Raw genomic sequence first — 6311 nt, forward strand, 5'->3', positions numbered from 1 at the left:
GTCTCCATTTAAGCCTCCATATCGAAAATCTCCCTTACAAAATATATTATATCGGCTATCATGCGGCGTCGACGATCTTTTTGTGGACTGCGGAGGGCATGCGCGCCGATATTCTTTCAGGCTAATCTGCGGCGGGAATGAATGCCCATTGCCGGATTCTCCCGTTGGGCTGTCTTTCCGTGCGGACGGGATGATCCAAAACGTATTGAATCCACTCCATCTTAAGGTAAGGCCGCCGCAAAAGCACGATATGGGTGAAATATTCTGTGGTTCTCATCTGCGGACGCTTGTCGATCATCGTTTCGTAAGGATTTCAGCAGTTCAATGAGAGGACGAAGGTGCCGATAGCCAGGTTTCGATGGCCAATCGGGGGATGGCATTCATTCTGCTTCGAACTTCCGGAGGTTTGTAGAGGATGCTATATGAACAAACCACTTCCTTGCATCCTCTGTAGGCCAGGTATGGGTCTTCAATCAGAGGAACACGGATGAGGAGACGTTGAACTTTGCCGCCAGCGCCCTGGCCTGGCGTTCATTGATCTTGCGCCTCCCGCTGAGAATAGCGCTGACGACCGTTTGGCCGCCCAGTTCTTTGGAAAGATGGGTCTCTTCCAGCCCCTGTTGGTCCATCAGGAAATGCAGGACTTCATGGGCCGGCGCGTCAGGGATCACTATATGTTCGTTCTCGTAATCTTCGACGAGACGTCCAATGAGCTCAAGAAAATCTGCGAGCTCATGTTCTTCATTGTCGCCTACCACATCGAGCAGTGCATTCATGAGGTGAATCACTCGCTGATACTGGTCGTCGTCGCGTATGGGAGTGATCCTGACCGGTAGTGTGTTTTGGAGGGCTCTCCATGCCGGGCCGATGGAAGCGGTGTCAATAGCCGGTGTGTTCATGTGCGCTAACTCCCGTATTCTTTGCTCCAGCGGTCATACTCTGCATGGGTGAGCACTTCTCTGATAAAGAGTTTTTGCCGGTTGTAATGAATCACTGTGATCACCCGGAAATTGTTGCCACCAATGTCAAAAATGGTGTACGGGGCAACGTAGTCAGCCGAGCCGAATGCCTGTCTGATGTCGCTGAAGTTTTCAAACCTTGATTTGCTGACGACCCGATACCAAGATTCCAAAGGTGATCGTGCAGCAGGATGCACGCGCCAGAAAGACACAATCGCTTTTTTAGATATGACATGCATAAATAATATAGAGCATTTTGCTATGTTGGGCAACTCTCGTTGGCAGAAGCTTTTTGACCCAGGAGCGCCAAAAGATGCCTTGTCCATTTCAGTGGCCTGCCGTTGAGGCCGGCTTCTTTGGAAATTTTGACCTGTCGGCCGGCATCCTCAATTTCCATACCGATGATTCTGCGCCGTTCATCGAACTCCGGGGCTGCATGGCCCGAAATCTCTCATAAGATTCCGCGTCGATGCCGAAGTCGGTGATTGGTTGCGTGTGCGTGGGTGAATGGGGAGACGACCTGGAGCTTCGCCAAAGTCACTACCGATTGGCGCATGACTTATAGTCGTTTCGGTTAAGAAGTTACATTTTTAGGTCGCTCCATGCTCTTTGTAGGAGCGGCTTCCAGCCGCGACCGGCTAACGTCGCGGCTGGAAGCCGCTCCTACAAAAACGAAGCTTTTCATCCTCAACAAGTATAACTCCTTCGTAAGGGTATTCTGAATCTCCATCGTTTTTTCAATCGGCGAAAATTAGCGTAATCTGCGGATGGATAAGGATCATGGAATATTCTTTTGCCCACCCAATCCCCAGGCACTACGCGGCATACGGCCGGAGCTCCCTTATTCTACCCACACATCCTGAAGTGACTTCGCTTCGAGCACCCGCTCGGCCCACTGGTCCAACTGTTCCGACGACGCAGAAGCCAGGCGCTGTTTCGCCCAGTCCGGCAGTGGACCAAAACGACGGGTCAGTATCTTCTCCAGGAGGCCACATTTTCCCTCAAGCTTTCCTTCCAGCTTTCCTTCCAACTTTCCTTCCAACTTTCCTTCGCGTCGTCCCTCCAGTCTTCCTTCGCGTCGTCCCTCCAGTCTTCCTTCGCGTCGTCCCTCCAGTCTTCCTTCGCGCTGTCCTTCCAGTTTTCCTTCGCGCTGTCCTTCGCGTCGTCCTTCCTGAAATCCCTTATCCTTTATGTATTGAGCCAACATAACGGTCTCCTCTCTCTCCGTCATCAGGCGGTAGATGGCTTCACGCTCCTCGTCCCGGATTTCCGCGTAGACATCGATGAAGTCCACATACTTGTCAAACAGCATCGGCGCCGTCAACCTGAACAGTCCCAGGTACGCCTGCTGAATCACTTCCGCCCGCTCCTCCGGTTTATAATCCATCTTCGGCAGCAGAATCTTCACGATAGGATTGTGATGATCGTAATAGTCCCGGGCCTGAAAGTCAAACAGGCGAATCAACTGATATTCGAAGTGCAGAAACTGCCGGTTTCCCAGGTGGCTTTCAATCCGGCGCGAAACGTCCTTCCTCCATTTTTTCCTTTGGGTGAAGAGCACCGTCGGGACCACCGTCGCGTCCGGATAGGCTTCCATCAAATCGGTTGTATATCTGAGCAGCCTGTAGATGGAAAACCGCTGCTTGTCCTCTTGAAATTCCACCAGCCAGAGAAGGACCCGCGCTGCGGCGAAGGTAAACAAAATGGGCATGTCGAGGGAAAGATGCGCCTCCGATAATTTCCGCTTTCTTGGCTCCTGCCTCACAAATTCGATACGTTCGAGTTGCCCGTAGGCCTGCAGCGCTTCCGGCAACAACCAGGCGAGGGCCTCTTTCGGGAAATCCAGAAAGACATTCTTGAAATTATGGTCGTGTGCCTGCATGAGTTCTCCACGTCACTCTTTGAACTGCTTCAATTTCCAATAGTGGGCAAACTCTTTGGTTCACGGGCAGGTCTTCTGACAGTCGACGATTTCCACATCCTTCAGTCCTGTTTGGTGTCTTCTTCAGCCCAACGCATGACGAAAGCGATGAAAAGATCGAAGTCGCCCAGATGTTTTCTAAAGATGCCGAAGACCAGTTCGTCGTCAACATTTTCATAGCGGTAGACCAGCAGATTCCGAAACGATGCCATGTTTTGAAAAGTGGAGAGGTGATTTTCGGGGAGAATTCCGTGTACCGCCAGGATCAAAAACAGATCGCGATACCCGGTGGGCTCACGCCAGCCATGAAACGACACGAAATGGTTGGCGATATCGATCACTTCTTCAATGGCAACATGCAGATAGCGCTCTATAAAAGCCTTCGCACGAATATCCGACTGGTACTTCTGCCAGGTGATATCCTCAGCCGATTTCAGGACGTCGACATAACCCTGCAGGCGAGAAAGCTTTCTGGAAAGGAGCTCTCTATCCACCATGTTTCTTGCCCTTTCCACGTTTCTTGTAAAGAAAAGCGCCATCCAGATAGTGACTGCGCGCCAAAACCTCCTGTCGGGTGCGTTCCCGTGTGTCCACTTCATGGATCAGTCGGCCGTACTTCAAAGTCTGATGCTGGAGCAGCGGTGTGGCCCGGCTTTAGATGTCATTCGACGGCTCAGAGAGACATTTCTTTGCTGGCTTTCTGAGTCTGCACGACTTCTGCTTCTCGTCGTTTGGTGAAGATCAGTGTAGCGATCGGCATGGAATTCAATTCCAGTTTGGAAAGGTCGACCTGTCGACCGGCATCCTCAATCTCCATACCGACGACTCGGCCCCGTTCATCGAAGTCCAGAACAATTCCTGGAGCCACTTCTTCCGATTCGGTGCTAGTGCCGTCTGTAAATTCTATATAAAGCACGTCATCATCAGGGTAATATTGAAAAACCATCGGGTTATCCTCTTTCAAGGTTTGAATCGCCGGTCGGCAAAGGCATTATGGACTGTTTGCCCATCCGGCTCCGTGACGACGCGAAGGTACTTGCCCCACTCAGGAATGAAGGCCCATTGCCGAATTCTCCCGTTGGGCTGTCTTTCCGTGCGGATGGGGTGATCTAAAACATATTGAATCCATTCCATCTTAAGGTAAGGCCGCCGCAAAAGCACGCTATAGGTGAAATATTCCGTGGTTTTCATCTGTTGTGGCTTGTTGAACATTGCTTGTTAGAATTTCGGCGATGCGCCGGCCTGCCTGCTCGTCACAGAATCTGGGTCTGGGTGGATTGGGAGCCGGGACCTTCTTTATTCTATCCACACATCCTGAAGTGACTTCGCTTCAAGCACGCGCTCGGCCCACTGGTCCAACTGTTCCGACGACGCAGACGCCAGGCGATGTTTCGCCCAGTCCGGCAAAGGATAGCATCCCTGGCGTCATTTTAACAATATTCCAATACCCCAAGGTTCTTAATCTGCGTCATCTGCGGATGAACAAGGGCGAGCATCTTCCGCGCCAGCTCTCCACGATCATAGCTCCTCGCCGCGATGAGGCACCTCTCTCTCAGCCTGTCGTACAACTGCCCGTCCTCCTTGAGCCTCACCAGCTTCTGACACAGTTCCACGTCATTTTCCGGTTCGAAAACCAGGCCCACCCCTTCCCGCTCCACAATATAGGCGGATTCTCCCGCCACCCCGTGAAGCACCGGGATTCCCATCCCCATGCATTCGAACAGCTTGGATGGAATGACCGTTGTGAACAACTCCGTTTTCCTCAAATGGATGATGGAAGCATCCAGGAGAGACCAGTATCTGGGCACCTGCTCTTTGGGCACCGAGTCGATAAAAATGACATTCTCAAGTCCCATCTCCCGGGCCGTTTCCTTGAGAGCCCCTTTCCTCGCGCCGTCTCCCAGGAGTATGAACCGGAAGAGGTCGCCGCCGCTCGTTTCTCCCAGCCTCTTTGCCGCTCTGAGGAGAGTTTCCAGCCCATGCGCCATCCCGTGGGTCCCCACGTAGCCGGCAACGAACTTGCCTTCCAACCCATATTGCGCCATCAATTCGGGATCTTTGACCATGGGATGGAAGCGGGAAATGTCCACGCCATTGGTGACGACTGAAATCTTCCGAGCGTCGATCCCTCTTTTCACCAGGATTTTCTTGAAGGATTCCGTCACGGAGACGATCCGGGAAACCCTGTGGTAGAGAAACATCTCAACCCGCTCCAGCAGTCGAATGATCCTGGAATCCTCCATGGCCCCGACGGCCTTGATGGATTCGGGCCAGATGTCCCTCAGTTCGAAAACAATGTGCGGCTGGCCGGAGCGTTGACTTCAGGAGGGAAATTGTCCAAGAGAAAAAGTATATGCATTTCAATCACCTACTCGATTTGCAGATTACGCAGATTTTCGCGGATTCTAAAAAGGTCCTCTTCGGTTCTAATCCGCGCTAATATGCGTAATCTGCGGATGATTGTTTTGAAAACGAATCTCCAGGCACTGGCAAGGAACGCTGACCCCAAAATGCGGATGATAGCTCGAGGGCACAACGGCAGCCGCTCCACCCTGTACACGCCACCGAAGCGCTTCCGCCTCGGTGAGCCACAGCCGCCCTTCGGCGGAATCCGTGAATTCCACACGAACCTCCGGATGGAAATGAAACCTGGAGACCGCCTCGGAAAAGCGCCCCTGCACACAATCCGTGATCACGATCTCTTCCCCTTGAAAGCGCCATTCCCGCCGGTGCATCGGCTTTCCGGGTAACCTCCGGTACGCGTCATGGCTGCAGGCGACCACGATCTCGCCATCCTCTTCCCGCATCTCCAATTCTCGCGGATAAGCGCGGCGCGCCACCCGAAACCCGCTCCACACCTCCGACGAGCTTTCTCCATCGATCTCCACGGTATTGTGAGCTGCTGTAGAACGTTGCCTCTGCCTTTCGGTTCCTGTACCGTAACAGGAGGTGCCCGAGTCGACGATGACCCGCTGTCCCCGTACCGACAGCTCAAACGTCAGGGTATCCGCATGGGCGTGCCCGGGCAGGTAGTCGGGCCCGACGGGGGCCACGTCGAGGAAGGCCGTGAAAGGGCCTCGCTCTACGCGGATATACCCCGTTTCGACGAAATGAAGGAGGGGGAGGGCAGGGGAGGAATCCGTCCGGATGCCCAGCTTCGCCGCATACTCCGAAAGCTTCTCCGTTGTAGCTGCGATACCGACGGCGGCATCATTGAAGAGGACGATCCCGCCGGCGGAGCCATCGCGCCTGGAGTCCCAGGCTTTGGAGCATCCCGGGCACAGGATCGTTGCCTTTAAGAATCCACTTGATCCAGTTCACGATGCGAAGCGACGTCGGGTATGGCTCCCAGCCGTTTCCCTCAGCCGGCGGGTTTTCTTCGATCCAACGGCGAATATAGTCTTCGTGCCACCCTTTGCGCTCCCCCGTGT

At 53.4% G+C, this 6311-nt stretch carries 8 protein-coding genes and 1 pseudogene; all 9 read right to left on the bottom strand.

Annotated elements, in window-relative coordinates:
* Positions 1-473: 473 nt before the first annotated feature.
* Entirely contained in the window at positions 474-899 is a 426-nt protein-coding gene (locus MWC30_RS21105; RefSeq protein WP_244086181.1) for a type II toxin-antitoxin system HigA family antitoxin, read from the bottom strand.
* Positions 900-904: 5 nt separating this feature from the next.
* The gene (locus MWC30_RS21110; protein ID WP_244086182.1) at positions 905-1285 is read right to left on the bottom strand and encodes a type II toxin-antitoxin system HigB family toxin; all 381 of its coding nucleotides are present in this window, start codon (positions 1283-1285) and stop codon (positions 905-907) included.
* A gap of 515 nt (positions 1286-1800) precedes the next feature.
* Complete coding sequence (locus MWC30_RS21115) at positions 1801-2841, bottom strand: DUF4351 domain-containing protein (protein WP_244086183.1); 1041 nt, start codon at positions 2839-2841, stop codon at positions 1801-1803.
* A gap of 101 nt (positions 2842-2942) precedes the next feature.
* Positions 2943-3377 (bottom strand): DUF86 domain-containing protein, encoded by a 435-nt coding sequence (locus tag MWC30_RS21120; protein WP_244086184.1) that lies wholly within the window; start codon positions 3375-3377, stop codon positions 2943-2945.
* A gap of 176 nt (positions 3378-3553) precedes the next feature.
* Complete coding sequence (locus MWC30_RS21125; protein WP_244086185.1) at positions 3554-3826, bottom strand: DUF2283 domain-containing protein; 273 nt, start codon at positions 3824-3826, stop codon at positions 3554-3556.
* A 14-nt stretch (positions 3827-3840) separates the two neighbouring features.
* Positions 3841-4071, bottom strand: a complete 231-nt coding sequence (locus MWC30_RS21130) for a hypothetical protein (protein ID WP_244086186.1) — start codon at positions 4069-4071, stop codon at positions 3841-3843.
* A 239-nt stretch (positions 4072-4310) separates the two neighbouring features.
* Positions 4311-5123 (bottom strand): glycosyltransferase family 4 protein, encoded by an 813-nt coding sequence (locus tag MWC30_RS21135; RefSeq protein ID WP_244086187.1) that lies wholly within the window; start codon positions 5121-5123, stop codon positions 4311-4313.
* Between the two features lie 183 nt (positions 5124-5306).
* On the bottom strand, positions 5307-6167 hold the full coding sequence (locus MWC30_RS21140) for a heparinase II/III-family protein (protein ID WP_306423207.1): 861 nt from the start codon (positions 6165-6167) through the stop codon (positions 5307-5309).
* A pseudogene (locus MWC30_RS21145) lies at positions 6091-6311 on the bottom strand (heparinase); the annotation flags it as partial. The gene MWC30_RS21140 and the pseudogene MWC30_RS21145, both read right to left, overlap by 77 nt.

The sequence above is a fragment of the Desulforhabdus sp. TSK genome (genome assembly GCF_022836495.1).
Taxonomy (GTDB): domain Bacteria; phylum Desulfobacterota; class Syntrophobacteria; order Syntrophobacterales; family Syntrophobacteraceae; genus Desulforhabdus.